Source organism: Pseudomonas mercuritolerans, from assembly GCF_025706525.1.
Lineage (GTDB): Bacteria > Pseudomonadota > Gammaproteobacteria > Pseudomonadales > Pseudomonadaceae > Aquipseudomonas > Aquipseudomonas mercuritolerans.
This window is the reverse complement of sequence record NZ_JAMSHA010000004.1, coordinates 392079-417830: the sequence shown is the minus strand read 5'-3', so window position 1 is coordinate 417830 and position 25752 is coordinate 392079. Positions and strand designations below refer to the sequence as shown.

General features: G+C 61.2%; 22 protein-coding genes. 7 read left to right on the top strand and 15 right to left on the bottom strand.

The genetic code is table 11. The features are described from left to right. Positions 1-4 precede the first annotated feature (4 nt). The 4 genes from pheA to mtnA all read right to left on the bottom strand — a co-directional run bounded on the left by pheA (position 5) and on the right by mtnA (position 6581). Positions 5-1099 carry a prephenate dehydratase gene (gene pheA / locus ND528_RS14025; protein WP_016770924.1) on the bottom strand — a complete coding sequence of 365 codons (1095 nt, stop codon included), beginning with the start codon at positions 1097-1099 and terminating at the stop codon, positions 5-7. Then, entirely contained in the window at positions 1099-2184 is a 1086-nt protein-coding gene (serC, locus tag ND528_RS14020) for a 3-phosphoserine/phosphohydroxythreonine transaminase (protein ID WP_038860448.1), read from the bottom strand. Before serC ends, pheA begins: the two co-directional genes overlap by 1 nt. A 231-nt stretch (positions 2185-2415) precedes the next feature. Then, positions 2416-5070: a DNA gyrase subunit A gene (gyrA, locus tag ND528_RS14015; RefSeq protein WP_263470543.1), complete on the bottom strand. Its 2655-nt coding sequence runs from the start codon at positions 5068-5070 to the stop codon at positions 2416-2418. A gap of 434 nt (positions 5071-5504) precedes the next feature. Then, the gene (mtnA, locus tag ND528_RS14010; RefSeq protein ID WP_110646027.1) at positions 5505-6581 is read right to left on the bottom strand and encodes an S-methyl-5-thioribose-1-phosphate isomerase; all 1077 of its coding nucleotides are present in this window, start codon (positions 6579-6581) and stop codon (positions 5505-5507) included. A gap of 108 nt (positions 6582-6689) precedes the next feature. Here mtnA and ND528_RS14005 point away from each other — a divergent pair, with 108 nt between their 5' ends. From ND528_RS14005 to ND528_RS13990, 4 genes are all read left to right on the top strand, one after another. Continuing rightward, complete coding sequence (locus tag ND528_RS14005; RefSeq protein WP_263470542.1) at positions 6690-8024, top strand: TRZ/ATZ family hydrolase; 1335 nt, start codon at positions 6690-6692, stop codon at positions 8022-8024. 58 nt (positions 8025-8082) lie between these two features. Then, positions 8083-8781 (top strand): bifunctional 2-polyprenyl-6-hydroxyphenol methylase/3-demethylubiquinol 3-O-methyltransferase UbiG, encoded by a 699-nt coding sequence (gene ubiG, locus ND528_RS14000; RefSeq protein WP_024013875.1) that lies wholly within the window; start codon positions 8083-8085, stop codon positions 8779-8781. A gap of 4 nt (positions 8782-8785) precedes the next feature. After that, positions 8786-9457: an N-acetylmuramic acid 6-phosphate phosphatase MupP gene (mupP, locus tag ND528_RS13995; protein ID WP_263470541.1), complete on the top strand. Its 672-nt coding sequence runs from the start codon at positions 8786-8788 to the stop codon at positions 9455-9457. Between the two features lie 183 nt (positions 9458-9640). Then, entirely contained in the window at positions 9641-10381 is a 741-nt protein-coding gene (locus ND528_RS13990) for a YciK family oxidoreductase (RefSeq protein ID WP_263470540.1), read from the top strand. Here ND528_RS13990 and ND528_RS13985 read toward each other — a convergent pair. Next, positions 10368-10586, bottom strand: coding sequence for a hypothetical protein (locus ND528_RS13985; RefSeq protein WP_263470539.1), 219 nt, complete (start codon positions 10584-10586; stop codon positions 10368-10370). The genes ND528_RS13990 and ND528_RS13985 overlap by 14 nt on opposite strands. Positions 10587-10742: 156 nt before the next feature. Between ND528_RS13985 and ND528_RS13980 the strand changes: the two genes are divergently transcribed. Beyond that, positions 10743-11669 carry a GGDEF domain-containing protein gene (locus ND528_RS13980; protein WP_137213855.1) on the top strand — a complete coding sequence of 309 codons (927 nt, stop codon included), beginning with the start codon at positions 10743-10745 and terminating at the stop codon, positions 11667-11669. A 102-nt stretch (positions 11670-11771) separates the two neighbouring features. Here ND528_RS13980 and ND528_RS13975 read toward each other — a convergent pair whose 3' ends face one another. The 7 genes from ND528_RS13975 to ND528_RS13945 form a co-directional block, all read right to left on the bottom strand. Next, a complete protein-coding gene (locus ND528_RS13975; RefSeq protein ID WP_269076978.1) occupies positions 11772-12533 on the bottom strand; it encodes a TenA family transcriptional regulator in 762 nt (253 codons plus the stop codon). A 79-nt stretch (positions 12534-12612) separates the two neighbouring features. Then, positions 12613-15072 (bottom strand): EAL domain-containing protein, encoded by a 2460-nt coding sequence (locus tag ND528_RS13970; protein WP_263470537.1) that lies wholly within the window; start codon positions 15070-15072, stop codon positions 12613-12615. A 137-nt stretch (positions 15073-15209) separates the two neighbouring features. Beyond that, a complete protein-coding gene (locus ND528_RS13965) occupies positions 15210-17027 on the bottom strand; it encodes an ABC transporter ATP-binding protein (RefSeq protein WP_076563770.1) in 1818 nt (605 codons plus the stop codon). Beyond that, a complete protein-coding gene (locus tag ND528_RS13960) occupies positions 17020-17622 on the bottom strand; it encodes a DsbA family protein (RefSeq protein ID WP_263470605.1) in 603 nt (200 codons plus the stop codon). The genes ND528_RS13965 and ND528_RS13960 overlap by 8 nt, the downstream gene beginning before the upstream one ends. 35 nt (positions 17623-17657) lie before the next feature. Then, positions 17658-18599 (bottom strand): oxygen-dependent tRNA uridine(34) hydroxylase TrhO, encoded by a 942-nt coding sequence (gene trhO, locus ND528_RS13955; RefSeq protein ID WP_016770934.1) that lies wholly within the window; start codon positions 18597-18599, stop codon positions 17658-17660. Positions 18600-18767: 168 nt separating this feature from the next. After that, positions 18768-19067, bottom strand: a complete 300-nt coding sequence (locus ND528_RS13950) for a BolA family protein (RefSeq protein ID WP_041478259.1) — start codon at positions 19065-19067, stop codon at positions 18768-18770. A gap of 12 nt (positions 19068-19079) precedes the next feature. Further along, positions 19080-19595, bottom strand: a complete 516-nt coding sequence (locus ND528_RS13945) for a DUF2059 domain-containing protein (protein WP_016770936.1) — start codon at positions 19593-19595, stop codon at positions 19080-19082. Between the two features lie 191 nt (positions 19596-19786). Between ND528_RS13945 and ND528_RS13940 the strand changes: the two genes are divergently transcribed. After that, on the top strand, positions 19787-21181 hold the full coding sequence (locus tag ND528_RS13940) for a class II fumarate hydratase (protein ID WP_130910330.1): 1395 nt from the start codon (positions 19787-19789) through the stop codon (positions 21179-21181). A 126-nt stretch (positions 21182-21307) separates the two neighbouring features. On the opposite strand, the gene ND528_RS13935 is transcribed toward ND528_RS13940, so the two are convergent. Then, positions 21308-22267 carry a DMT family transporter gene (locus ND528_RS13935; protein ID WP_212616867.1) on the bottom strand — a complete coding sequence of 320 codons (960 nt, stop codon included), beginning with the start codon at positions 22265-22267 and terminating at the stop codon, positions 21308-21310. A 208-nt stretch (positions 22268-22475) separates the two neighbouring features. On the opposite strand from ND528_RS13935, the gene ND528_RS13930 reads away from it, so the two are divergent. Continuing rightward, a complete protein-coding gene (locus ND528_RS13930; RefSeq protein ID WP_133339493.1) occupies positions 22476-22667 on the top strand; it encodes a DUF6316 family protein in 192 nt (63 codons plus the stop codon). Positions 22668-22770: 103 nt separating this feature from the next. On the opposite strand, the gene ND528_RS13925 is transcribed toward ND528_RS13930, so the two are convergent. Then, positions 22771-23955 carry a thiolase family protein gene (locus tag ND528_RS13925; RefSeq protein ID WP_130911917.1) on the bottom strand — a complete coding sequence of 395 codons (1185 nt, stop codon included), beginning with the start codon at positions 23953-23955 and terminating at the stop codon, positions 22771-22773. A 103-nt stretch (positions 23956-24058) separates the two neighbouring features. After that, complete coding sequence (gene pap / locus ND528_RS13920) at positions 24059-25573, bottom strand: polyphosphate:AMP phosphotransferase (protein WP_016770941.1); 1515 nt, start codon at positions 25571-25573, stop codon at positions 24059-24061. Positions 25574-25752: the final 179 nt, after the last annotated feature.

The following is a 25752-nucleotide window of genomic DNA, read 5'->3' as shown; positions in this document are numbered from 1 at the left end:
CCCCTTAGAGAACTGCTTTCGGGTAGGAACCCAGCACTTTGAGTGCTACTGCTTCCTGACTGATCTTTTCCAGCACACCTTTGATCAACGGATCGCGGTGGTGGCCGACGAAGTCGATGAAGAACACGTAGGTCCATTTGCCGCTGCGCGACGGTCGGGTTTCGATGCGGGTCAGGTCGATGCCATTGTCGTGGAACGGCACCAGCAGCTCATGAAGTGCGCCGGGCTTGTTGCTCATCGACACGATGATCGAGGTCTTGTCGTCGCCGGTCGGCGGCACTTCCTGGTTACCGATCATCAGGAAGCGCGTGGAGTTGTCCGGACGATCTTCGATCTTCTCGGCCAGGCGCGTCAGGCCGTACAGCCCCGCCGCCATGTCGCCAGCAATGGCCGCCGAATTCCACTCACCCTTGACCCGTTTGGCCGCTTCGGCGTTGCTCGACACCGCGACGCGTTCGACATTCGGGTAATGCGCGTCCAGCCACTTGCGGCACTGGGCCAGCGACTGCGCGTGGGAATAGATGCGACTGATGCTGTCGGTCTTGGTGTTTTCGCCGACCAGCAGATGATGGTGGATGCGCAGCTCGACTTCGCCACAGATCACCATGTCGTGTTCGAGAAAGCTGTCCAGCGTGTGGTTGACCGCGCCTTCGGTGGAGTTTTCCACCGGCACCACGCCGAAATTCACCGCACCGGCGGCGACTTCACGGAACACTTCGTCGATCGCCGCCATCGGCTTGCTGATCACCGCGTGACCGAAGTGTTTCATCGCTGCCGCTTGGGTGAAGGTTCCTTCAGGGCCGAGGTACGCCACTTTCAGTGGCTGCTCCAGTGCCAGGCACGACGACATGATTTCGCGGAACAGCCGCGCCATCTCTTCGTTGCCCAGCGGCCCCTGGTTGCGCTCCATCACACGCTTGAGCACCTGAGCTTCGCGCTCGGGACGATAGAACACCGGCACTTCGCCTTCGGCCAGCGAGGCCATCTTCACGCGGGCGACTTCCTGGGCGCAACGCGCACGCTCACTGATCAGCTCGAGGACTTTGGTGTCCAGAGCGTCGATGCGAACGCGCAGTGCCTTGAGTTCTTGCTCGGACATCAGCCGTGTTCCTTCTCGAATTCCGCCATGTACGCCACCAGCGCGTTGACCGCGGTGATGTCGACGGCGTTGTAGATGGAGGCGCGCATGCCGCCCACCGAACGGTGGCCCTTGAGGTTGAGCAGGCCGCGCTCGTCGGCACCGGCGAGGAACGGCTTGTCCAGACGATCGTCAGCCAGACGGAACGGCACGTTCATCCACGAGCGATCCGACTTGTTGATCGGGTTGCTGTAGAGGCCGCTGGCATCGATGAAGTCGTACAGGGTGCGTTGCTTGACGTCGTTGAGTTTGGCAATCGCTTCGACGCCGCCCTGCTCTTTCAGCCACTGGAACACCAGACCGGACAAGTACCAGGCCAACGTCGGCGGGGTGTTGTACATCGAACCGTTATCAGCCGCGACCTTGTAGTTGAGCATGGTCGGGCACAGCGAGCGGGCCTTGCCGAGCAGGTCTTCGCGGATGATGTTGACGACGATGCCGCTCGGGCCGATGTTCTTCTGCGCGCCGGCGTAGATCATGCCGAAACGCGAGATGTCGACCGGGCGCGAGAGGATGTCCGAAGACATATCGGCGACCAGCGGCACGTCACCGGTTTGCGGGATCCACTGGAATTCCAGACCGCCGATGGTTTCGTTCGGCGCGTAGTGAACGTAAGCGGCGTCTTTCGACAGGTTCCACTCGTTCTGGCCGGGGATGGCGAAATAGTCGTAAGGCTTGGCAGTGGCAGCAACGTTGACGTGGCCGTAGCGCGAGGCTTCTTCGATGGCTTTCTGCGACCAGATACCGGTGTCGATGTAGTCGGCCGAGCCGCCTTCAGGCAACAGGTTCAGCGGGATCTGCGCGAACTGCTGGCTGGCGCCGCCCTGCAGAAACAGCACTTTGTAGTTCGACGGGATATTCAGCAGGTCACGCAGATCCTGCTCGGCCTGGGTCGCGATGGACACGAACTCATCGCTGCGATGGCTCATTTCCATGACCGACAGACCCTTGCCGTGCCAATCAAGGAGTTCACCCTGGGCGCGCTGCAGGACAGCTTCAGGCAGCGCCGCCGGACCGGCGCAGAAGTTATAGGCTCGCTTGCTCACATCCAATCTCGCTCTGATTTGGTGGTATCACGCAATAAATCACACTACCGATCAACATGGCCCTGTGGGAGCGAGCCTGCTCGCGAATGCATCACCGCGGTGCTTCAGAGGTACCGCAGCGCCTGCTTTCGCGAGCAGGCTCGCTCCCACAGGGGATCTCCATGATGTCGAAAATTCATACCGGACAAATAACAAGGGGGCGAATTCTCATCCGCCCCCTCGTTTGTCCGCTTATTCCTGCGGTTCTTCGTCTGCTGCGGCGTCGAGTTGCTGGTCGTCTGCGACCTCGTCGATACCGACGGTGCCTGCGATTTCCTCGCCCTCTTCACCTTCGAGCTCTTCGCCTTCGATTTCCGAAGGTTCCTGAACCCGCTCCAGCCCGACCAGGGTTTCATCCTTGGCCAGCTTGATCAGCGTCACGCCCTGGGTGTTACGACCCAGGCTCGACACTTCGTCGACACGGGTACGCACCAGGGTGCCCTGATCGGAGATCAGCATGATTTCTTCGCCGTCAAGCACCTGCACCGCGCCGACCAGACGGCCGTTGCGCTCGTTGCTGACCATGGCGATCACGCCCTGACCGCCACGCTTGTACTCAGGGAACTCGGTGATCGCGGTGCGCTTGCCATAACCACGCGCCGAAGCGGTGAGGATCTGGCTGCCTTCTTCCGGGATCAGCATGGAAATCAGCTTCTGCCCTTCAGGCAGACGCATGCCGCGCACACCGCGAGCGGTACGGCCCATGGCACGTACGTCGGATTCCTTGAAGCGAGTGACCTTGCCGCCGTCGGAGAACAGCATCACTTCGCGCTCGCCATCGGTGATGGCCGCAGAGATCAGCACGTCGCCTTCGTCCAGTTCCAGCGCGATCAGACCGACGCTGCGCTGACGGCTGAAGGATTCCAGCGGGGTCTTCTTCACGGTGCCGTTGGCGGTGGCCATGAAGATGTAGTGACCTTCGGTGTATTCCTCGACCGGCAGCATGGTGGTGATGTATTCACCGTCATCCAGCGGCAGCAGATTGACCAGCGGACGACCACGGGCCGCGCGGGATGCTTCCGGAATCTCGTAGGTCTTGAGCCAGTACACCTTGCCCTTGCTGGAGAACAGCAGCAGCGTGGTATGGCTGTTGGCAACCAGCAGGTGAGCGATGTAGTCCTCGTCCTTGACGCCGGTAGCCGATTTGCCTTTGCCGCCGCGACGCTGGGCCTGGTACGCAGCCAGCGGCTGGGTCTTGGCGTAGCCACCGTGAGAGATGGTCACGACGCGCTCTTCTTCCGGGATCATGTCGCCCAGGGTCAGGTCGAGACGGGCATCGAGAATTTCGGTGCGGCGCACGTCGCCGTATTCGGCGCGGATCACTTCCAGTTCTTCGCGGATCACTTCCATCAGGCGCACAGCGCTGTTGAGGATGCGGATCAGCTCGCCGATCTGGTTGAGGATCTCTTGATACTCGGCCAGCAGCTTCTCGTGCTCCAGACCGGTCAGACGGTGCAGGCGCAATTCCAGAATCGCTTGCGCCTGTTCTGGCGAAAGGAAGTACTTGCCTTCGCGCAGGCCATATTGCGGATCGAGGTTTTCCGGACGGCACGAATCGGCACCGGCGCGTTCAACCATCGCCACCACGGCGGAGGATTCCCAAGGCGTGCTGATCAGCGCTTCCTTGGCTTCCGACGGCGTTGGCGAGGCCTTGATCAGGGCGATCACCGGGTCGATGTTCGACAGCGCAACGGCCTGGCCTTCGAGAATGTGTCCACGCTCGCGCGCCTTGCGCAGTTCGAACACGGTACGGCGGGTGACCACTTCGCGACGGTGACGGACGAAGGCTTCGAGCAGATCCTTGAGGTTGAGGATACGTGGGCGGCCGTCGATCAGCGCGACGATGTTGATACCGAACACCGATTGCAGCTGGGTCTGGGCGTAAAGGTTGTTGAGGATCACCTCAGGCACTTCGCCGCGACGCAGTTCGATCACGACGCGCATACCGTCCTTGTCGGACTCGTCGCGCAGCTCAGTGATGCCTTCGAGCTTCTTCTCTTTGACCAGCTCGGCGATCTTCTCGATCAGACGCGCCTTGTTCAGCTGGTAAGGCAGCTCGGTGATGACGATCTGCTGACGGCCACCGACCTTGTCGATGTCTTCGATGATCGAGCGGGCACGCATGTAAATGCGCCCGCGACCGGTGCGGTAGGCTTCGATGATGCCGGCGCGACCGTTGATGATCGCAGCCGTCGGGAAGTCCGGACCGGGAATGTATTGCATCAGCTCATCGACGGTCAGCTCAGGATTGTCGATGAGGGCCAGGCAACCGTCGATGACTTCACCGAGGTTGTGCGGAGGAATGTTGGTCGCCATGCCTACGGCGATACCGCTGGAACCGTTGACCAGCAAGTTCGGTACACGGGTCGGCATGACCGCCGGGATCAGTTCGGTGCCGTCGTAGTTCGGCACCCAGTCCACGGTTTCCTTGTGCAGGTCAGCCAGCAGCTCGTGCGCCAGCTTGGTCATGCGCACTTCGGTGTATCGCATGGCCGCAGCGTTGTCGCCATCGACCGAACCGAAGTTGCCCTGACCGTCGACCAGCAGGTAGCGCAGGGAGAAAGGCTGGGCCATACGAACGATGGTGTCGTACACGGCAGTGTCACCGTGCGGGTGATACTTACCGATCACGTCGCCGACGACACGGGCAGATTTCTTGTACGGCTTGTTGTAGTCGTTGCCCAGCTCGCTCATCGCGAACAGTACGCGACGGTGCACGGGCTTGAGGCCATCGCGCGCATCCGGCAGTGCACGGCCGACGATCACGCTCATTGCGTAGTCGAGGTAGGACTGTTTCAGCTCGTCTTCGATATTGACCGGGAGGATTTCTTTGGCCAGTTCGCCCATGAGAAGCCTGATTCCTTTTTCTGGTGAAACTTCGTCATATCCATGTGGGAGCAACGAAGCTCGTCGGGGCCGGCCGAGTGCCATGCGCCGACTTACGACAAATCAACATTGGATCGCGGATTTGCGCAGTAAAGACAGCTCCGTGGAGCCGCCTCGGAAAACGCCGGATGTTATCACAAAGGCCGCCACGCACCTATCCCCCAGATGCGCATGGAGCATAGTTAGTTGACCGATGACAGGCTTGAGGGGGACGACAGAAGCTCAGAGCTTGGTTGAATGCAGAATTGAGGCTTGGTTTGGGGATGTTTATTGACTTTTAGGGCCTCAAACACCTGTAGGAGCTGCCGAAGGCTGCGATCTTTTGATCCTGACCTGTAAAAAGCAAGATCAAAAGATCGCAGCCTTCGGCAGCTCCTACATTGAGAATCACCGCATCAATGCAGGCGCTTGCGGCACATCAGCTGGGCCATTTTCGCGGTGTCCGGGCGTTCGACGATGCCTTTTTCGGTGACGATCGCATCGATCAGATCCGCCGGGGTGACATCAAACACCGGGTTGAACGCTTCAACATCGGCACCGACGCGTTTACCGCCGACTTCGAGCAGTTCGGCGCCATCACGTTCTTCGATCGGGATGTCATCGCCGCTGGCGAGGTTCATGTCGATGGTCGAACTTGGCGCCACGACCATGAAGCGCACGCCGTGGTGCATGGCGTTGACTGCCAGTTGGTAGGTGCCGATCTTGTTCGCCACGTCGCCATTGGCGGTGATGCGGTCGGCGCCGACGATCACCCAGGTCACGCCTTTGGTTTTCATGATGTGCGCGGCGGCGGAGTCGGCGTTCAGGGTCACCGGGATGCCTTCGTTGGCCAGTTCCCACGCGGTCAGGCGCGAGCCTTGCAGCCACGGCCGGGTTTCGTCAGCGTAAACACGCTCGACCATGCCTTCTATATAAGCAGCACGGATCACCCCCAGCGCAGTGCCGAACCCGCCGGTGGCCAGCGCGCCGGTATTGCAATGGGTCAGGATGGCTTGAGCGTTGCCCTGATGCTTGCGAATCAGATCGACACCAAGCTGCGCCATGGTCAGGTTGGCTTCGCGGTCGCTTTGGTGAATGGCGATGGCCTCGGCCTCCAGCGCGGCCAGCGGATCGGCCTTGCTTTTCAGGCGATCCAGGCGATCGTGCATGCGCCCCAGCGCCCAGAACAGATTGACCGCGGTCGGACGCGAATCGGCCAACAGCGCGAAATCCTCTTCCAGCGCCGCGTACCAGTCGCCGCCCTCGGCGATCCGCGCCCGCGCCGCGAGGACGATGCCATAAGCCGCACTGATGCCAATAGCCGGCGCGCCGCGCACGACCATCGAGCGAATCGCCTCGGCCACGCCGGCGGCGCTGGTGTAGGCGATCCAGGTTTCCTCGAACGGCAAAATACGCTGATCCAGCAGGTGCAGCGCGCCATCACGCCAATCGATGGCCTTCACTTTCTCCGCAGCCAACAGTCGATCGCGCATCCCACACCCCGCACTCATGAACAAAAGCCGCCGATTATAGCGATCCCCCCGCGAAGACGCTCGGGTATACTTCGCCATCCTTTACAAAAGCACTGGAACCGACCCTCGATGCCGAAACCTGCCATTGCGCTCGACCTGTTATTGCTGCCGACCTGGCTGGTCCCCGTCGAACCTGCAGGCGTGGTGCTCAAGGAGCACGGCCTGGGCATCCGTGACGGTCGCATCGTGTTTATCGGCCCGCGCGCTGAAGCATTGAAGTGTAACGCCACAGAAGTTCGCGAATTGCCGGACGTGCTGCTCACCCCCGGACTGATCAATGCCCACGGCCACGCGGCGATGACGCTGTTCCGTGGTCTGGCCGACGATCTGCCGTTGATGACCTGGCTGGAAAACCACATCTGGCCGGCCGAGGGCAAGTGGGTTGATGAAGACTTCGTCCGCGACGGCACCGATCTGGCCATTGCCGAGCAGATCAAGGGCGGCATCACTTGTTTCTCGGACATGTATTTCTTCCCGAAAGTCGCCAGCGAGCGCGTGCACAACAGCGGCATCCGCGCGCAGATCGCCATTCCGATCCTCGATTTCCCGATCCCCGGCGCCAACAGTGCCGACGAAGCCATTCGTCAGGGCGTCGAATTGTTCGGCGATCTCAAGCATCACGAGCGCATCAAGATCACTTTCGGCCCGCATGCACCCTACACCGTCGGCGATGAGAATCTGGAGAAAATCAGGGTGATCGCCGAGGAGCTTGACGCCTCGATCCACATGCATGTGCACGAAACGGCATTCGAAGTGCAGCAGGCCGTCGAGCAGACCGGCGAACGGCCACTGGCGCGCCTTGGCCGCCTTGGCCTGCTCGGCCCGCGCTTCCAGGCCGTGCACATGACCCAGATCAGCGATGACGACCTTGCGCTGCTGGTAGAAAGTAACACCAGCGTGATCCACTGCCCGGAATCCAATCTGAAACTGGCCAGCGGCTTCTGCCCGGTCGAGCGTTTGTGGCAGGCTGGGGTCAATGTGGCTGTCGGTACCGACGGCGCGGCGAGCAACAATGATCTCGATCTGCTCGGGGAAACCCGCACCGCCGCCCTGCTGGCCAAAGCCGTCGCCGGTTCCGCCACCGCGCTGGACGCCCATCGCGCCTTGCGCATGGCCACTCTCAATGGTGCGCGCGCATTGGGGATCGAGGCGCAGGTTGGCTCGCTGGAGATCGGCAAAGCCGCGGACATCGTCGCTTTCGACCTGTCCGGCCTGGCGCAGCAACCGGTGTATGACCCGGTGTCGCAGCTGATTTATGCCACCGGGCGTGATTGCGTCAAACACCTCTGGGTTGCCGGCAAGCAACTGCTCGACGACCGGCGCCTGACCCGCATGGACGAACAACAGCTGGGCGCAACCGCTCGCCACTGGGGCCAGCGCATCAGCGGCCACACCGAATCGTAAACACCGCGGCGCAATATCCGCGGCTACAGCCCTTTTCAGGTTTTTCGAGGAATTGAACATGAGCAACGTCGACCACGCCGAAATCGCCAAATTCGAGGCCCTGGCCCATCGCTGGTGGGACCGCGAAAGCGAATTCAAGCCGCTGCACGACATCAACCCGCTGCGGGTCAACTGGATCGACGAGCGAGTCAATCTGGCCGGCAAGAAAGTCCTCGACGTCGGTTGCGGCGGCGGCATCCTCAGCGAAGCCATGGCTCAGCGCGGCGCCACGGTGATGGGCATCGACATGGGCGAAGCGCCGCTGGCGGTTGCGCAACTGCATCAACTGGAATCCGGGGTCAGCGTCGAATACCGGCAGATCACCGCCGAAGCCCTCGCCGACGAAATGCCCGAGCAGTTCGACGTGGTCACCTGCCTGGAGATGCTCGAGCACGTGCCGGATCCATCCTCGGTAATCCGCGCCTGCTTCCGCATGGTCAAGCCCGGCGGCCAGGTATTCTTCTCGACCATCAACCGCAACCCGAAGGCGTACCTGTTCGCGATCATCGGCGCCGAATACATCATGAAGCTGCTGCCTCGCGGCACCCACGACTTCAAGAAATTCATCCGCCCGTCCGAGCTCGGTGCGTGGAGCCGCATGGCTGGCCTGACCGTCAAGGACATCATCGGCCTGACCTACAACCCGCTGACCAAGCACTACAAGCTGGCCAACGACGTTGACGTCAACTACATGATCCAGACCCTGCGCGAGGAATAAGCCGATGGCCATCAGAGCGGTACTTTTCGACATGGACGGCACTCTGCTCGACACCGCGCCGGACTTTATCGCCATCTGCCAGGCGATGCGCGCCGATCGCGGTTTGCCGCCGATCAATGACAAGCACATCCGCGACGAGATCTCCGGCGGCGCCAAGGCGATGGTCGCGGTGACGTTCTCGATGGATCCGGAATCGCCCGGTTTCGAGGAGCTGCGCCAGGAGTTTCTCGAGCGCTATCTGGTCGGTTGCGCAGTGCACAGCAAACTGTTCGACGGCATGGGCGAACTGCTCGCCGACATCGAAAAGGCCAACCTGATCTGGGGCGTGGTCACCAACAAACCGGTGCGCTTCGCCGAGCCGATCATGCAACGCCTGGGGCTGGCCGAGCGTTCGGCGCTGCTGATCTGCCCGGATCATGTGAAGAACAGCAAGCCGGATCCAGAGCCGCTGACCCTCGCCTGCAAGATGCTTGATCTGGATCCGTCGACCGTGCTGTTCATCGGCGATGATCTGCGTGATATCGAGTCGGGCCGCGATGCCGGCACCAAAACCGCTGCGGTGACCTACGGCTACATCCACCCGGACGACAACCCACGGCACTGGGGCGCGGACGTGGTGGTGGATCATCCGCTGGAGTTGCGCAAGGTGCTCGACAGCGCGCTGTGCAGTTGCTGACCTGAATGTTGCAAGCTCCCTGTGTGGCGAGGGGATTTATCCCCGCTGGGCTGCGAAGCGGCCCCCGCTTTTATCCAGGCAATGTGACACTCAGGTTTTGCGACGGCTTCGCCGCCGAACGGGGATAAATCCCCTCCCCACAGGGGTGAAGCAGGTCTTCATGAAATGGATTGTGAGGTTTTTATGTTTGATTACACCGCTCGCCCTGAATTGCTCAAGGATCGGGTCATCCTGGTCACCGGTGCCGGGCGCGGTATTGGCGCGGCTGCGGCGAAAACCTATGCCGCCCACGGTGCCACCGTGCTGCTGCTGGGCAAGACCGAAGCCAATCTGACCGAGGTCTACGACGAAATCGAAGCAGCGGGCCACCCGCAACCGGCGGTGATCCCGTTCAACCTCGAGACCGCCCTGCCCCATCAATATGATGAGCTGGCGGCGATGATCGAAACCGAGTTCGGCCATCTCGACGGCCTGCTGCACAACGCTTCGATCATCGGCCCGCGCACGCCGATCGAACAACTCTCCGGCGAGAACTTCATGCGTGTCATGCAGGTCAACGTCAACGCGATGTTCATGCTGACCAGCACCCTGCTGCCGCTGCTCAAGCTGTCCCAGGATGCTTCGGTGGTGTTCACCTCCAGCAGCGTCGGGCGCAAGGGTCGCGCGTACTGGGGCGCTTACGGTGTGTCGAAATTCGCCACCGAAGGCCTGATGCAAACCCTGGCCGATGAAGTCGACGGCGCCGCGCCGGTGCGCTCCAACAGCATCAACCCGGGCGGCACGCGCACCAGCATGCGCGCGCAGGCTTATCCGGGGGAAAACCCGCTGAACAACCCCACACCAGAAGAAATCATGCCGGTCTATCTTTATCTGATGGGTCCCGACAGCGCGGGCGTCAATGGCCAGGCTTTCAACGCCCAATAACGCCATACGTCGCATTTGTTGCCGCGGCAGAATGCTGTCGCGGCAAGCCGTTGCCGCTCATAACCGTCACAAAGCCGCCAATAACCCAGCGCGGCCGCCCGGCATCCATCAGCAACTCATTGATTCGAAAAGCTTTAAATAAAATCGAACCGAATGGCACGCCTTTCGCTCTAAATTCCCTCAAAACATGCCGTGTGATGGCCATGGGGCAACGCCGATTTCGATAGCTGACTGATCGTCTTGCGGCAGACTAAACTTACGCCAAACGTCCTACGGGACTGATGGATCAGTACGACGCGCAGCCCATAGCCGCTCTCACCCAGCCTGTAAGACAGACTTACTGCTTAGGGGCTCACGCCATATGAAATCTCCTTCCCAGACCCATGCAATTGACTTTGACAGTGCCAAATTGCAGCGCCTGGGCTTCGGTCAACTACCGGCGCTGATCGAGCGCCCGACCAGCCTGGCGCAATTGCGTCAGCAAATGAGCCTGCAACTGCAAACCAGCCTGGAGCCACAGCGCATCCTTGGCCTGTTCTTCCGCGAAATCCAGCGTCTGGTGCCGCTGGATGCCTTGAGCTATGTGCACAAGGCCAGCGACCTGCGCCTGGAGTTCGGCGCACGCGGCCACCATTCGGTCAGCTACACCCTGAGCCACGAAGGCGAGCACATGGGCGAGCTGGTCTTCCGCCGCAATCAACGCTTCAACGACAAGGAACAGGGCGACCTCGAGTCGCTGCTGTCCTGCCTGCTGTACCCGATGCGCAACGCCCTGCTCTACCGCGCTGCGACCCAAAGTGCCTTGCGCGACCCGTTGACCGGCGCCGGCAACCGGGTGGCGATGGAGCAGACCTTGCAGCGCGAGATAGACATGTCGCGCCGGCATGTGCAGCCGTTGTCGGTGCTGATGCTCGACATCGACCACTTCAAACGGGTCAACGACGAACACGGCCATGGCGCTGGTGATGAAGTGCTCAGAGCCATTGCCGCGTCGATCAAGGCACAGCTGCGCAACGTCGACATGGTGTTCCGTTATGGTGGCGAGGAGTTTTTGATCCTGCTGTCCAACACCGGCCGCGAGGCGGCGGCGATGGTCGGCGAGCGTTTGCGCCAGGCGACGCAGGCGGAGGAATATTTTGCCGATGGCCAGTTGATCGAGATCACCGTGAGCCTGGGATGCTCGACGTTACTGCCGGGCGAGTCGGCAGACAGCTTGCTGCGCCGCGCCGACAGTGCGCTCTATGTCGCAAAGCGCGAGGGGCGGAACCGGCTGGCGATGGCCGGCTAAAAATCATTGTGGGAGCGAGCCTGCTCGCGAAGAGGGAGTGTCAGACAACGATTCGTTGCATGACCCACCGCTTTCGCGAGCAGGCTCGCTCCCACAGTTCGATCAGCTTTCGGTTACGGTCCGGCGCTCGCGGTTGACCTGCAAGCGTTCCGAAGTCTCCAGCTGCATGCACCGCTCCAGAAACAGGTACATGTAGTCATAACTCTTGCAGATCGCCTGCCGCAATTCCGCCTGCAACGCCTTGCTCGGGTTCATGCCGGCCAGGGTGCAGATGATTTCCAATGCTTCCCACGGGTGGGCATCGTCGTACTGTGCGTGCATCTTCAACCACTTCATCGCGCGCTTGCGATCTTCTTCCGGAAACGCCGCGGCGTAGACCCCGGTCGAGCAGACCACCGCTGACCACTCCCCGGTCGCCCCTTCGATCGCATAGTTGGTCGCGGCAATCGCCACGATCAGCGAATCCGCCGAACTGGTGTGCCAGCACCAGTGACTCAGGGCGTGCAGCTCCGGCGGCACTTGCTGGGCCTGGAGATCTTCGAGGCTGACGCCATGAGCGCGACTCCAGTGCATCCAGTAGTCGGCGTGATTGAGTTCGACGCGAATGTTGCGCATCAGCCAGCGCCGCGCCATGTCTTCGCCGGGATGGCGGGCGAAGCGGGTCTTGGTGAGGTTCTGCGCCATGTACAAGGCAAACTGCTCGACCACCGGCCAGCCACCGATCAGGTACTGGCGCATGGTTTTCGCGCTGAGTTTGTTGTCGCGCATGCGCTGATAAAGTTCATGCTCGACAACCCGGCGCTTGCTCTCGCTGCAATCCTTGATGAGCTGTTGCGCCCATACAGGATAACTTGCAGCTTCCATGAGGGGTCCGGTTCGGTTGAATGTGTCGATCACTGTTCGGCTCCTTTTGAGTTGTGATGGCAAGGATCGGCGAGAGACTTCAACGGAACGTGCCAGGCGCTTTGAACAACAACGGCTGCGGTCTGGCAGGGCGACTTTGCAAACTGTCACAGGTAAACAACTGCGGACGCTCGATGACATAACCCTGAGCGTAATCCACACCTATTTCAAGCAATGCCTGTTCGATCTGGTTAGTTTCAACAAACTCGGCAATTGTCTGCTTACCCATAACATGGCCGATGTGATTGATCACCTCGACCATTGCCCGATTAATCGGGTCGTCCAGCATATCCTTTACGAAACTCCCGTCGATCTTCAGGAAGTCTACAGGCAAATGTTTCAAGTAAGCGAATGAAGACATTCCGGCACAAAAGTCATCCAGGGAAAAATGACAACCTAAACCTTTGAGTTCATTGATAAAACGAATTGCACTGCCAAGATTTGCGATTGCACTGGTTTCAGTAATTTCAAAACAAATCATTTCAGGGGGTATAGCGTAGTTAACAAACTGTTCTCGCAGGAAGTGCAAAAACGCGTCATCTCCGATAGTAATGCCTGACAGATTAATCGCACACATCGCTAAAGGAAGTTCATGTTCCTGTTCAATACACTGAGCAATAACCTTGAAAACGTTCTGAACTACCCAGCGATCTAACTGGGTCATCAAACCGTACCGTTCCGCCGCCGGGATAAAGCTGTCAGGCAAAATCATCCGCCCGGATTCGTCATGCAAACGCAGGAGGATCTCGATGTGCCCGGCCTGGCCGGGTTGCGGCTTGAGCGGCGCAATCTGCTGGGCGTACAGGCAGAAGCGGTTTTCTTCCAGCGCCATGTGCAGCCGTTGCACCCAGGCCATTTCACCAAAGCGCATCGACAGTTCGGAATCGTCGGCGTGATAGACCTGCACGCGGTTGCGGCCCTTTTCCTTGGCCATGTAGCAGGCCATGTCGGCCGCACGCAGCGAGGCTTCGAGCGTGGTCGGATTCTGCGCCACATGCACCAGGCCGATGCTGATGGTGGTCAGGAACGGCCGCCCTTTCCAGACAAAATGCAGGTTCTGCACGGTCTGGCGCAGGCTCTCGGCAATCTTCTCCGCCACCTCCGGCGGGCAGTTCTCCAGCAGAATGCCGAACTCGTCGCCGCCCAGCCGCGCCAGCGTGTCGCCCTCGCGCAGGCCCGATTGCAGCAGCGTGCAGATATGCCGCAGCAATTCATCGCCCGCCGCGTGGCCGCAGGTGTCGTTGACCAGTTTGAATTGATCCAGATCGAGGAACATCAGCGCGTGCCGCCCGGGCTGACGCGTCAGCTTGTGCAAGGCCTGTTCGAGGCGATATTCGAATTCGCGGCGGTTGGCCAGCCCGGTCAGCGCATCGTGGGTGGCCTGCCAGGACAGATTGGCGATGTACTGCCGCTCCTGAGTCATGTCGTGCAGCACCAGCACCGTGCCACTGACGTTGCCGGCATTGCGGATCGGCGCACCGACCAGGGTCACCGACAGGGTGCTGCCATCCAGACGCTGGATCAGCTTGGAGTGTTCGCTGCCGCCACTGAGCTGACCACTGAGAATGTGCTCGATCAACGTCAGCCCTTCGGTCTGGGCGTTGTCGTCGAGCAGGTTGAACAGCGCCGACAACGGCAGCCCCGCCGCCTGCTCGGCCTTCCAGTGAGTCATGGCTTCGGCGGCCGGGTTCATGTAATCGATCGCGCCGTTGACGTCGGTGGTGATCACCCCATCGCCAATCGATTGCAAGGTGATGTGCGCGCGATCCTTTTCCAGTTGCAGCGCCTGGGCAAACTCATGGCGCTGCTTGAGCAGTTTGTGCGTGCGCCACAGCGCCAGCACGATCAGACCCAGCGCGGTGGCCAGGTTGGTGAACAGCAACAGGCGCATGATCACCCGCGAACCCTCGCCCAAGGCATCGCTAAAGGCCTTCGCCGCTGGGGTCACGGCATCGTTGATAGCGAAGATCTGCACTTTCCAGCGCTGCACATCGCCGGGGCTGGACTGGTTGCGGGAAATACCCTGATGCATCTCTTGGGCAACTTCGTGCAAGCGGTCGAGATAGGCGTCGCCGATGGTCCAGCGATCAATCGCGGTTTCCAGATAACTGAAGTGGCGGAAATTGAGGTACAGCCAGATCAGGCTGGACACGTCGTCGGGATGATTGCCGCCCTTGAGAATACCTTCGCGCGCCGCTTGCAGGTCCGGCGGCTGACGATCCAGCGCCAGGCGCAATTGGTGGCCGCCCTGGGGCACGGCGATCGCCGTCAGGTACTTGTTATAGATCGCCTCGTCACGGCTGTCGGCGTAGAGGTTGAGGTAATAGATGGCGTCTTTCTGGCCCTTTGACCACAGGCTTTCGCCAGCGACGTAGCCACGCACGGCCGAAAGCACGTAAAGGCTCACGCCCCCCAGTAATGCCTGGAACACCACGACAGCAATAAAGGGCCAGACGATACCCAACAACCGTGGTGTTCCCAGAGTCTGCTTTTGCTTCATGAGAGTCCTTGCATGAGCACTGCCCGCTCGCCTTCCGGGCGAATTCGCTATGACGAGACTAGGTGGGGTTCTCGTTCAAGGCAAGGCGCGGCGTTACACCGCGCGCAGAACCTCTGACAGGCCGGCGAGGGTTTCGATCAGTGCTGTTGCAAGTTGCCGTAGAGCTTGGCGTACAGACCGCCGTCGGCGATCAGTTGGCGATGGTCGCCATCCTCGGCGATCTGCCCGCCGTCGAACACCAGCACGCGGTCCGCCTGTTTCACCGCCGACAGGCGATGGGCAATGATCAGCGTGGTGCGGCCATGGAGAAACTTCGCCATCGCCTGGTGCAGGTTGTACTCGGTGGCGGCATCGAGGGCCGAGGTAGCTTCGTCGAGAATTACCACTTTCGGCTCGGCGAGAATCATCCGCGCAATCGCCAGACGCTGGCGCTGACCGCCGGACAAACGCACGCCGGAACGCCCGACGATGCTGTCGAGGCCAGCGGGCAGCGCGCGGATGGTCGCGGCCATCTGCGCGATTTCCAGCGCCTGCCAGCAGGCTTCGTCGCTGCGCATGCGGCCCATGGTCAGGTTGGCGCGCACGCTGTCGTTGAACAGCGCCGGATGCTGCAGCACCACCGCGACGTTCTCGCGCACGGTCTCCAGACCGATCTCCTGCTGGGTCGACCCGCCGAAGCGAATAGTCCCGGCCGCTGGCGTGTACAGTCCCAGCAGCAACTGCACCAAGGTACTTTTGCCGCCGCCGCTGGCGCCGACGATGGCGACTTTTTCACCGGGCAGGATCGACAGGTTCATTTGATCCAGCACCAGCTCGTCGCCGTAACCGAAGCTCAGGCCTTGCACCTCGATGCCGACGGTGTCGCGCCCCTTGAACGGATCGACGCCGCCGGGATACTGCGGCTCGTCGGCGCGCGCCAGCAATTCATTGATCCGCGTCAGCGCACCGCCCGCTGCGTAATAGGCGTATTGCAGATTGAGCAGCTGTTCGACCGGGCCGATCATGAACCACAGGTAACTGAACACCGCGAGCATCTGCCCGATCGACAGGTCGGAAAACAGCACGGTGAGCATCGCCGCCGCGCGGAAGATGTCGATGCCGAACTGGAACAGCAAACCACTGGCGCGGTTCGAGGCGTCGGTTTTCCACTGCGAGTTGACCGCGTAGTTGCGCACTTCCTGCGCGCGCAAACCGAGGCGCCCGAGGAAATAGCCCTGACGATTGCCGGCGCGCACTTCCTGAATCGCGTCGAGGGTTTCACTCAGCGCCTGAGTGAAGCGCGAGGTGCTGTCGTTTTCCAGTTTCTTCAGGTGCTTGACGCGCTTGCCCAACTGCACCGTGGCGTAGATCACCAACGGGTTGAACAGCAGAATCAGCAGCGCCAGTTTCCAGTGCATCCACATCAGGATGCTGGCGGTGCCGACCAGGGTCAGCATGGCGACAAGGAAACGGCTGAGGGTTTCGCCGACGAATTTGTCGAGGGTATCCAGATCGGTGACCAAATGCGTGGTCACCGTGCCGCTGCCGAGGCTTTCGTATTCGCCGAGGGAGATGCGCTTGAGCCGCTCGATCAGGCGCACGCGAATGCGGTAGACGATGTCCTTGGCCAGGCGCGCGAACAACCGCGACTGCAACACGCCAAAACACAGGGCGCTGCAACGCAAGGTCAGGGTCACCACCAGCATCAGGCCGATATAACCCGCCGCCTGCTGCCACATGCTCGGCAGGAAATGGTTCATGACTTTCAGCGCGGCATCGCCGTGGCCGAGCAGCACTTCGTCGACCAGCAACGGCAGCAGCAACGGAATCGGCACGCTGCACAGCGTCGCCAGAACGGCCACGCCGTTGGCGATCCACAGGGATTTCTTGTGATGCAGTGCCAGACGACGGACTTCAGCCCAGCTCAGCCGGTCGACACGCTCTACGGCTGGCGTGTCATCGGCGCGGTCAGACACAGGCCGCGCGCTCCAGCCAGCGGCCGAGCAACGGCGACAGCTCGCTGAGCGGTTGATAGCCGTTGGTCAGCAGCGCCAGTTGGCCGTTGCGCTCGGCCAGCAGGGTCGGAAAACCGGCGATGCCCAAGTCCTGGACCCAGGTGAAATCGGCCTGGGTCGCCTTGTGCTGTTCGGCATGATCGAACAATGCGGCGAATTCGATACGCGGCACACCGGCCTGCTCTGCCAGTTCGACCAGCACGCTGGCCTGGGTGACATCGCGCCCTTCGACGTAAAACGCCCGCTGGATCAACCCGACCAATGTCCACGCGCAATCCGGCGCCAGACTGCGTGCGGTGACAATCGCGCGACAGGCAGGCTCGGTGTCGTAGACAAAACCGTCGGGCAACGCGCAATCGAACTTGAACGGCTGGCCGGTGGCTTCGGTGACCGCTTGCCAGTGCTCAAGAATGTAGCGCCGCGTGGTCGGCTCCAGCGCCGAACCGCTGCCGGTGCGCAGACCGCCAACCACCAGATGCAGCTCGACCCCGGCTGCCTGCGCCTGCTCGACCAGTGCCTTGGCCACCGGAGCAAACCCCCAGCACCATGAACACATCGGATCCATCACGTAGAGCAGGCGCGCAGACATGGTTAAGCCTCGGTGGATGCTTGCTTATAGTTGTAGCCGATCGGGTGCGGCTGGTTGCGCGCCTTGGCCAGTTCGATCTGCTTTTGCCGATCGATGGCGCTGCGCCGGGTCTTCTCGCTGAGCTTGTCCCAGCAGTGCGGGCAGCTGATGCCGGCGACGTAGTGCTCGGAGGCGCGATCTTCAACGCTGACCGGCGTGCGGCAGGCATGACATTGATCGTAGTCGCCTTCAGTCAGGTCGTGACGCACGGTCACGCGGTTGTCGAAGACGAAGCAGTCGCCGCGCCACTTGGTTTCTTCCTGCGGCACCTCTTCGAGGTACTTCAGGATGCCGCCCTTGAGGTGGTAAACCTCTTCGAAACCTTCGCCGAGCATGTAGCTCGAGGCTTTTTCACAGCGGATGCCGCCGGTGCAGAACATCGCGACCTTCTTGTGCACCGCCGGGTCGAAGTGTTCTTTGATGTAGTCGGGAAACTCGCGAAAACTTGTGGTTTTCGGATCGATGGCGCCTTCGAAGGTGCCGATCGACACTTCGTAATCGTTGCGCGTGTCGATCAGCAGCACTTCCGGGTCGCTGATCAGCGCGTTCCAGTCCTGCGGTTCGACGTAGGTGCCGACCTTCTTGTTCGGGTCAACGCCTTCGACGCCGAGGGTGACGATCTCTTTCTTCAGCTTGACCTTGGTGCGATAGAACGGCTGTTCGTCGCAGTACGATTCCTTGTGGTCGATGTCGACCATGCGCGGATCGTTCTTGAGCCAGGCGAGCAGGCCGTCGATGCCTTCGCGGCTGCCGGAAACCGTGCCGTTGATGCCTTCTTCGGCGATCAGCAGAGTGCCTTTGATGCCGTTGTCGACCATCGCTTGCAGCAGTGGCTCGCGCAGGTCAACGTAATCTTCGAGGGTGACGAACTTGTACAGTGCCGCCACGACAATCGGTTGTGTCATGGGTATTTCTCCAGGTGGCTACCCTCGCAAAGGGTGAACCGGATTCAAAAAAAACGCGCCGGCTAAGCGGCGCGTCGGGATTTTAGCAAAAAAGCAGCTACAAGCTCCAAGCTTAAAGCGGCAAGCCAAAACTCATCCGCCTTTAACTTGCAGCTTGCCGCTTGAAGCTTACCGCTGATCCCCTCCTGCACAGGTCGGCGACGCCGGGGCGCCGTCGATCTCTGCCCATTCCTGCGGGGTGTAGGTGTGCAGCGCCAACGCATGGAACTCGCCCATCAGCTCGCCGAGCGTGCCGTAGACTTTCTGGTGGCGCTTGACCCGGTTCAGGCCTTCGAACTGCGCGCTGACCACCACCGCCTTGTAGTGGGTCTGTGACCCGCGACTGTGCATGTGGCTTTCATCCAGCACTTGCAGGTGCTCAGGCTGTAACAGGGCCAGCGTCGATTCGATGCGTTGTTGCATGGTCATCACGAACTCCGCTTACTTCTTCTTGGCTGGCGCCGCGGCCGGGGTCAGCTCTTTGGTCATGTCGTCGAGCAGCTTGTTGACCACAGGCACCGCGCTTTCCAGTTTGCCCTGGGTCATCTGCGCCGACTGCTGGGTCAGCTGCGGCATTTTTTCCAGGACCTTTTTGCCCAGTGGCGACTGGTAGAAGGCAACCAGATCCTTGAGCTCGGATTCGCTGAAGTTGCTGGTGTAGAGCTTGACCATGTCGGGCTTGAGCTTGTTCCAGCCGATGGCCTGGTCCAGCGCAGCGTTGGCCTTGGCCTGGTAGGTTTCGAGCACGGCTTTCTTCGACTCAGGCGCTTTGGTCTGTTCAAAGCGCTGGGCGAACATTTGCTGCACTTGCATGTACACCGGGGTACCCAGCTTGTCAGCGTGAGCCAGCGTCAGGAAAGCTTCGGCACTGGCGTTGTGGCTGGCGGTATCGGCAAGCACCTGGCCGCTGGCGCAAACCAGTGCAACCGCGGTACAGATGGCGCGAAGACGAGTCATCGAGTTTCCTTTAAGCAAAGCGAGGTCGAACCCCAAGGGCGACCATTCTGCGCCTAACAATCGCTGCGGCTCAACCCCCGAGCCTTGCCGCGCTTGATCGGCGGGGTTTTGCGGTCAACAATCGAGCCGATGGAACCACCCGGGCCGACGCCGGCCTAAATTGCGCCAACAGACCAACAGGAGTGTGCACGATGAGCCGTATCGAAACCGACAGCCTGGGCCAGATCGAGGTCCCGGACGACGCTTACTGGGGTGCTCAGACGCAACGCTCGCTGATCAACTTCGCCATCGGTCAGGAACGCATGCCGCTACCGGTGCTGCACGCCCTGGCCCTGATCAAGAAAGCCGCCGCGCGGGTCAACGACCGCAACGGCGACCTGCCCGCCGACATCGCCCGCCTGATCGAACAGGCCGCCGATGAAGTGCTCGCCGGCGAGCATGACGAGCAGTTCCCGCTGGTGGTCTGGCAGACCGGCAGCGGCACCCAGAGCAACATGAATGTCAACGAGGTGATCGCCGGTCGCGCCAACGAACTGGCCGGCAACCCGCGCGGCGGCAAGTCGCCGGTACACCCGAACGATCACGTCAATCGCTCGCAAAGTTCCAACGACTGCTTCCCCACCGCCATGAGCATCGCCACCGCGAAAGCGGTGCAGGAACAACTGCTGCCGGCGATTGCCGAGCTGTCCGGCGGCCTCGCTGAACTGGCGGCGCGGCACATGAAGCTGGTGAAGACCGGGCGCACGCACATGATGGACGCGACGCCGATCACCTTCGGTCAGGAACTGTCCGGCTTCATCGCGCAACTGGATTACGCCGAGCGCGCGATTCGCGCGGCGCTGCCGGCGGTCTGCGAGCTGGCGCAGGGCGGCACCGCGGTCGGCACCGGGTTGAATTCGCCGCACGGCTTCGGTGAGGCGATTGCCGCCGAACTCGCTGCGCTGTCCGGCTTGCCGTTCGTCACCGCACCGAACAAATTCGCTGCACTGGCCGGCCATGAGCCGCTGGTCACCCTGTCCGGCGCGCTGAAAACCCTCGCCGTGGCGCTGATGAAAATCGCCAACGACTTGCGCCTGCTGGGCTCAGGTCCGCGTGCGGGTTTCGCTGAAGTGAAGCTGCCGGCCAACGAACCGGGCAGCTCGATCATGCCCGGCAAGGTCAACCCGACCCAGTGCGAAGCGCTGTCGATGCTCGCCTGTCAGGTGCTCGGCAACGATGTGGCGATCGGCTTTGCCGCGAGCCAAGGGCACTTGCAGTTGAACGTGTTCAAACCGGTAATCATCCACAACCTGCTGCAATCGATCCGTTTGCTCGGCGATGGCTGCAGCAACTTCCAGCAGCACTGCATTGCCGGACTCGAGCCGGATGCCGAGGCCATGGCCAAGCATCTGGAACGTGGGCTGATGCTGGTGACCGCGCTGAACCCGCACATCGGTTATGACAAGTCGGCGGAAATCGCCAAGAAGGCTTACAGCGAAGGGCTGACCTTGCGCGAGGCGGCGTTGCAGCTGGGTTATCTGACCGATGAAGAGTTCGATGCCTGGGTGCGGCCGGAGAACATGATCGAGGCTGGCGCCAAGGGCTGAGTCATGTAGCGCCTGAAAGTCCGTCTTCGCGAGCAGGCTCGCTCCCACAGTGGACCGCATTCTCATGCTGGAAATGCGCTCAAATGTGGGAGCGAGCCTGCTCGCGAATTCAGGCGCCGCCGATCGTCAGCCAGGCACAACCCTGGCCCGCCGCGCCCTGAGCCCGGCAATCAACGACGGCCCCAACGCCACCAGCGCCGAACCCAGCACCACCAGCACCGCCCCGCCGTAGCCCAGCGCATTGATCTGCTCGGCATGCACGTAGTCCGGCCAGATCCGCGCCGCTATCGCCACCGCCACAAACGTCACCAGCGGCGTGATTGCCAATGTTGCGCTAACTCGCGATGCTTCCCAGTGCGCCAGTGCTTCGGCGAATGCGCCGTAGGCGATCAAGGTGTTCATGCAGCACGCCAACAGCAGCCAGCCCTGCAGCGGGCTCAGGTTCAGCGCTTCCAGCGGATGCACCCACGGCGTCAGCAGCAGCGCGCAGAACAGGTAGATCACCATCATCACCTGTAGCGAATTCCACACCGTGAGCAATTGCTTCTGGCCCAGCGCATAGAAGGTCCAGACCGTCGACGCCAGCAGCACCAAGAGCACGCCGGCGGTGTAGTCGGACAGCGAAGTCAGCAGCTCGGCCAGGCGCTGATTGAAGAACAGTCCGAAACCGATCAGCAGCACCAGCAAGCCGATGCCCTGGCCGATGCTGAAGCGTTCCTTGAACACGAACAGACTGGCGATCAGCAGCATGATCGGGCCCATTTGCACCACCAATTGCGCGGTGCCGGGGCTGAGCAGGTTGAGGCCCATCAGGTACAACACGTAATTGCCGACCAGCCCCAGTACCGCCATCAGCACCAGCCAGCCACCCTTCGGCCCGAGCACCCTGCGACTTGGCAGGCGCTTGACCGACGCCAGATAGATGAACAGGCAGCCACCGGACACCATCAGGCGAAACCAGGTCACCGTGACCGGGTCCATCACCTGCAATACCTGTTTGAGCTTGATCGGCAGGATGCCCCACAGAAACGCGGTCAGCAGCGCCAGGAACAGTCCGTACACCCAGCGCCCCGATGAAATGTGCATGCGAACCCCAAAAGCCTGCTGACAAGAGCACTCATTCTAGGCGTCCGGCTGCGCACAACACAGGGACAGTTGCCGGCAGGCCGCGAATGAAACTGTGCAGGTCGCAGCAGTAAACCGGCGCGCCGCCGTTGATCGGCCGGGCAGGCGCGCCAAGTGCTTCAGGCATAAGCTGATTGCAGACTTTTCAACGCATATCAGGGAGACCGACATGTACGCCATGCGCGCCGAGGACAGCGCCCCCGCCACCCGTTTTCGCAGCGACCGCGTGTGTCGGGTCAATGGCGAGCTGTATTTCAGCACCCGGGAAAATACCCTTGAAGGGCCGTATGACGGTCAGGTGATCGAGCGGGAGATTCAGGCTTATATAGCGCGGATGCAGCGGCAGGATTCCAGCCGCTGAACCGTGGCGCTGCCTTCGCGAGCAGGCTCGCTCTCACAGGGGAATGCGATCACCTGTGGGAGCGAGCCTGCTCGCGAAGGGGCCTGAACAGGCAACCAATCCTTTAGCGCACCGCCTCAAACAACCCACTCGCCCCCATCCCGCCACCCACGCACATGGTGACGATGCCGTAACGCAAATTGCGCCGCTGCAATTCCCGAATCAGATGCCCGACCTGGCGCGAGCCGGTCATGCCGAACGGGTGGCCGATGGAAATCGAGCCGCCATTGACGTTGTATTTGTCGTTGTCGATCTCCAGCCGGTCGCGGCTGTACAGGCACTGCGAAGCGAACGCCTCGTTCAATTCCCACAGATCGATATCCGCCACTTGCAGGCCCTTGGCCTTGAGCAGTTTCGGCACCGAGAACACCGGGCCGATGCCCATTTCGTCCGGCTCGCAACCGGCCACGGTGAAGCCACGGAAAAACGCCTTCGGCTTGAGCCCCAGCTCCAGCGCTTTGTCCAGACTCATGACCAGTGTCATCGACGCACCGTCGGACAGCTGCGATGAATTGCCCGCCGTCACCGAACCGTCGTCGGCGAACACCGGTTTCAAACCGGCAAGGCTTTCGTAGGTGGTGTCCGGGCGGTTGCAGTCGTCGCGCTCGACCACGCCGTCGACAATTTGTACGTCGCCACTGTTCTTGTCCTCGACCCGGTATTTCACCGCCATCGGCACGATTTCATCATCGAACAAACCCGCAGCCTGGGCCTGGGCCGTGCGCAGCTGACTTTGCAGCGCATAACGATCCTGCGCCTCGCGGCTGACACCGTAACGGCGCGCCACCACTTCGGCGGTCTGGCCCATGGTGTAGTAGATGCCGGGAGTCTGTTGCTTGAGCAGCGGGTTGATCAGATGATCGGTGTTGACGCTCTTCAGGGTCAGGCTGATCGACTCGACGCCGCCGGCGACGATGATGTCGCTGCAACCGGAGGCGATCTGGTTGGCGGCAATCGCAATCGCCTGCAAACCCGACGAGCAGAAACGGTTGAGGGTCATGCCGGCGGTGCCGGTGCCCAGGCGCGACAGTACCGCGACATTGCGGCCAATGTTGTAGCCCTGCGCGCCCTCGTTGGAGCCGGCGCCGACGATGCAGTCCTCGACGCTGGCCGGGTCGATATCGTTGCGGGTCAGCAGGGCATTGACGCAGTGGGCCGCCATGTCATCGGGGCGGGTCTGGTTGAACTTGCCGCGAAAGGATTTGGCCAGGCCGGTCCGCACGCTGTCGACGATCACCACTTCACGCATGGCATACCTCATTGTTGTTGTCGGTTGAGAGTGAACCTGAGCATAAGTCCACCTTCTTGCCGACCGCGAGGATCATTCACCCGGCGTATGCGCGGCCATCGCTTCAGTCCTTGTGCTTTTTAGCCTTCTTGTCGGATTTCTCGAACGCGTCTTCCAGCGCGCGGTTGATCGTGCGCAACACTTTCACCCGCGCCCAGCGTTTGTCGTTGGCCTCGACCAGCGTCCACGGCGCGATCTCGGTGCTGGTGCGATCGACCATGTCGCCGACCGCCCGGCGATAGTCGTCCCACTTTTCGCGGTTGCGCCAGTCGTCTTCGGTGATCTTGAAGCGCTTGAAGGAAATCTCTTCGCGCTCCTGAAAGCGTTCCATCTGCGTGTCCTTGTCGATGGCCAGCCAGAACTTGACCACGATGACGCCGGCATCGGCCAGTTGCTCTTCGAAGTCATTGATTTCGCCGTAGGCGCGCAGCCAGTCGGCTGGGGTGCAGAAGCCTTCGATCCGCTCGACCAGCACCCGCCCGTACCAGGAGCGGTCGAACACGGTGAATTTGCCCCGCGCCGGAAGGTGTCGCCAGAACCGCCACAGGTACGGTTGCGCGCGCTCTTCTTCGGTGGGCGCGGCGATCGGCACGATGCTGTACTGACGCGGATCGAGCGCCGCTGCCACGCGGCGAATCGCCCCGCCCTTGCCCGCCGCGTCGTTACCCTCGAATACCGCCACCAGCGCATGGCGGCGCATGCGTTTGTCGCGCATCAGCCCGGACAGACGCGCCTGTTCGGTGATCAGTTGTTCTTCATAGTCTTTCTTGTCCAGACGCTGGGTCAGGTCGAGGCTGTCGAGCAGGTTCAACTGATCGACCGGCGTGCCCAGCGGCGCGGCACTGACTTCGTGGGGATTGACGTCGGCACGCTTGAGCGCACTTTGCAGGCCTTCGAGGAGAATCTTGCCCACCGCCAGGCTGCGGTAATTGGCATCGACGCCTTCGATAACATGCCACGGCGCGTAATCGCGACTGGTACGGCGCAGCACGCGCTCGCCGTATTTGACGAACTTGTCGTAGGTCTGCGACTGCTGCCAGTCCAGCGGGCTGATGCGCCAGCTGTGCAGAGGGTCGTCGGCCAGCGATTTGAGCCGCGCTTTCATTTGTTTCTTGGACAGGTGAAACCAGAACTTGAAGATCAACGCGCCTTCATCGCAGAGCATTTTTTCCAGACGCTCAGCGCCGGCGATGGCCTGGTCCAGACGCGGATCCTTGAACAACCCATGCACCCGGCCCTGGAGCATCTGGCTGTACCAGTTGCCGAAGAAAACCCCCATTCGCCCTTTGGCCGGCAGCATGCGCCAGTAGCGCCACGCCGGTGGCCGGGCGAGTTCTTCATCGGTCTGCTGGTCGAAGGTGCGCACTTCGATCAGGCGCGGGTCCATCCATTCGTTGAGCAGCTTGACCGTCTCGCCCTTGCCCGCCCCTTCGATGCCGTTGATCAGGATGATCACCGGAAAGCGCTTCTGCTGCTGCAACTCGAACTGCGCTTCCAGCAAGGCTTCACGCAGCGCAGGGACCGCCGCCTCGTAAGTGTCTTTGTCGATGGCGTGACCGATTTCAGCGGATTCAAACATGGGACGGCTCCTTCCAGGGTTCAGCAAGACTAGCGGATGATTGCAGCACCTGAACAGATCGCAGCCTTCGGCAGCTCCTACATTTGCAATGCGTTTCCCTGTAGGAGCTGCCGAAGGCTGCGATCTTTTGAAATTTTCCCTGACACGCCCAAATCCCGTCTTGTGCTGGATCAGGCAGC

Bases quoted from the DNA above. Each gene is read 5' to 3' on its own strand.
- ND528_RS13960 (WP_263470605.1), bottom strand. From the start codon at position 17,622: ATGTGTTCATGGTGCTGGGGGTTTGCTCCGGTGGCCAAGGCACTGGTC.
- ND528_RS13930 (WP_133339493.1), top strand. From the start codon at position 22,476: ATGTACGCCATGCGCGCCGAGGACAGCGCCCCCGCCACCCGTTTTCGC.
- pap (WP_016770941.1), bottom strand. From the start codon at position 25,573: ATGTTTGAATCCGCTGAAATCGGTCACGCCATCGACAAAGACACTTAC.
- mupP (WP_263470541.1), top strand. From the start codon at position 8,786: ATGGCCATCAGAGCGGTACTTTTCGACATGGACGGCACTCTGCTCGAC.
- mtnA (WP_110646027.1), bottom strand. From the start codon at position 6,581: ATGCGCGATCGACTGTTGGCTGCGGAGAAAGTGAAGGCCATCGATTGG.
- ND528_RS13950 (WP_041478259.1), bottom strand. From the start codon at position 19,067: ATGACCATGCAACAACGCATCGAATCGACGCTGGCCCTGTTACAGCCT.
- ND528_RS13940 (WP_130910330.1), top strand. From the start codon at position 19,787: ATGAGCCGTATCGAAACCGACAGCCTGGGCCAGATCGAGGTCCCGGAC.
- ND528_RS13970 (WP_263470537.1), bottom strand. From the start codon at position 15,072: ATGAAGCAAAAGCAGACTCTGGGAACACCACGGTTGTTGGGTATCGTC.
- ND528_RS13945 (WP_016770936.1), bottom strand. From the start codon at position 19,595: ATGACTCGTCTTCGCGCCATCTGTACCGCGGTTGCACTGGTTTGCGCC.
- ND528_RS13990 (WP_263470540.1), top strand. From the start codon at position 9,641: ATGTTTGATTACACCGCTCGCCCTGAATTGCTCAAGGATCGGGTCATC.
- ND528_RS13985 (WP_263470539.1), bottom strand. From the start codon at position 10,586: ATGGCCATCACACGGCATGTTTTGAGGGAATTTAGAGCGAAAGGCGTG.
- ND528_RS13925 (WP_130911917.1), bottom strand. From the start codon at position 23,955: ATGCGTGAAGTGGTGATCGTCGACAGCGTGCGGACCGGCCTGGCCAAA.
- ND528_RS13935 (WP_212616867.1), bottom strand. From the start codon at position 22,267: ATGCACATTTCATCGGGGCGCTGGGTGTACGGACTGTTCCTGGCGCTG.
- gyrA (WP_263470543.1), bottom strand. From the start codon at position 5,070: ATGGGCGAACTGGCCAAAGAAATCCTCCCGGTCAATATCGAAGACGAG.
- ND528_RS13980 (WP_137213855.1), top strand. From the start codon at position 10,743: ATGAAATCTCCTTCCCAGACCCATGCAATTGACTTTGACAGTGCCAAA.
- trhO (WP_016770934.1), bottom strand. From the start codon at position 18,599: ATGACACAACCGATTGTCGTGGCGGCACTGTACAAGTTCGTCACCCTC.
- ND528_RS14005 (WP_263470542.1), top strand. From the start codon at position 6,690: ATGCCGAAACCTGCCATTGCGCTCGACCTGTTATTGCTGCCGACCTGG.
- pheA (WP_016770924.1), bottom strand. From the start codon at position 1,099: ATGTCCGAGCAAGAACTCAAGGCACTGCGCGTTCGCATCGACGCTCTG.
- ubiG (WP_024013875.1), top strand. From the start codon at position 8,083: ATGAGCAACGTCGACCACGCCGAAATCGCCAAATTCGAGGCCCTGGCC.
- ND528_RS13975 (WP_269076978.1), bottom strand. From the start codon at position 12,533: ATGGAAGCTGCAAGTTATCCTGTATGGGCGCAACAGCTCATCAAGGAT.